The 1,571-nt window shown below is 65.5% G+C and carries 1 protein-coding gene; it reads right to left on the bottom strand.

The window, feature by feature from the left end; all coding sequences use genetic code 11:
- Positions 1 to 186 precede the first annotated feature (186 nt).
- Entirely contained in the window at positions 187 to 1,461 is a 1,275-nt protein-coding gene (locus Q4C85_RS08425) for a tyrosine-type recombinase/integrase (protein ID WP_303141275.1), read from the bottom strand.
- Between the last annotated feature and the right edge of the window lie 110 nt (positions 1,462 to 1,571).

The raw sequence follows: 1,571 nt of genomic DNA, 5'->3' as shown, positions 1-1,571 counted from the left end.
TAGTAGTGACCGTGATCCGGTCGGGCTGGCGGGATTTGAACCCACGACCCCTTGAGAAGGGTATTCAAATCACAGGGAGCCCCGGGGCGCTGCCGGTTTCTGGCGGGATAGCAACGATTCAGTGCCATCCATACTTCCCGCCAACTCCCGACGAAACCCTCGAAATCCCATGAGTCAAGATACTCTTCAAGATGAGGTGAGGGCCTGGGAAGCGGCTTCCTTGAGGGCCTCGACCTCGCGGGCGTCGGTGTAGTGGGAGCGGTTGATCTCGCGGGTGTGGCCGAGCAGCCTGATCCGCTGGTCCTCGGGAACCACGTCGGCCAAGATCGAGTTGATCGTCGTCCTCCATGAGTGCCCGCGCTCCACCTTGAACATCTCGATGCCGCACGCCTCGGCCAGTTCCTCGTAGAGGGCTGCGAGTTTGCGGTCGCGGTTCCGGGGCAGCCACTCCTTCATCGGGTCGGTGGGCGCACCGAACAGGTACGCACCCTCGGGCAGCCGCTCGATCCTCTCCACGAGCAGCCGGGCCACGGTGTCGTCGAGCACGGGCACGCGACGAGCCCGCCTCGTCTTGGTAGCGGCCTCACCGAGGACGAACACGACGTTCCCGTTGTCGTCCACCTCGACCTCGCTCACGGGACGCCTACCGATCTCTGAGGTCCTCATCCCCGTGGCGGCCTGGGTGAGGACGAACTCCAGCAGAGCCCGGCGCTCGGCAATCCGGTCCTCAAGAGTCCAGCGCCCGCGCCTGGGCTTCTCCACCGCCTTCGGGTCCTGGGTAAGCAGCCAGTCGATCGCCTTCCGATACTCCTCCCGCGTGAGAGCGTGCCCGCCACGCTGGACGGGTGGCTTGCGGGATCTCGACAGGTCGAGGTCCAGATCGGCCAGCGGGTTGTACTGCAACAGGCCGTCCAGTTTCAGTGGTCGGGCGAGGTACTTCGAGGCGACCAACTTCGCGTGCTTCACGTTCTTGACCCCATGCAGCCGCCCGATCTCCTCCAGGCACTCCTTGAGGGCACGGGGGCGCATGGCCGCCTCGATGGACAGTCCCTTGAGGGTGTGCCGGTGGCGGTGGCCCTTCTCGTCGGAGCCGCACTCGCCCAGCAGCAGCCGGTAGGCGAGCCAGTACCGTGCCCGCGTGGCCTCAGCGAGGCGCTCGGACTCAATGGCGGGCTTGGTGACGGCTTCCATGTACTCGGCCACCTGCGAGCGCAGCGACCACGAGGACGCCCCGGAGGTCTGAAGCAATTCAGCAGCCTTGGCGCGCGCCCTGGCACGCACCTCCGCCCTCGTAGGGGCCTGGCTCTTCATATGGACCGTACGCCCGTCGTGCAGCATGATGCGCCACTGGAGGCGGAAACCGCCGTCGATGGGGGCTGGGGTCGCTCGGTCGATGGAGTGCTGGCCGGGCGAGAGCACGACACGGGCCGCTCGCTTCTTCTTCGTTGCCGGTTCTGTCATACCTCCATTGTAAGATACGTTGTTCCCCTGGTTCAAGTGGGAGTGAGGTGGGCTTGCGGGGACTTGACGGGCCATGCTAGGATCGGAGCAAGTCCTTCGGGCCGATCCCA

This window comes from Actinomyces sp., from assembly GCF_030524025.1.
Classification (GTDB): Bacteria; Actinomycetota; Actinomycetes; order Actinomycetales; family Actinomycetaceae; genus Actinomyces.
This window is presented reverse-complemented; position numbering and strand designations above follow the sequence as displayed.

Bases quoted from the DNA above. Each gene is read 5' to 3' on its own strand.
- Q4C85_RS08425 (WP_303141275.1), bottom strand. From the start codon at position 1,461: ATGACAGAACCGGCAACGAAGAAGAAGCGAGCGGCCCGTGTCGTGCTC.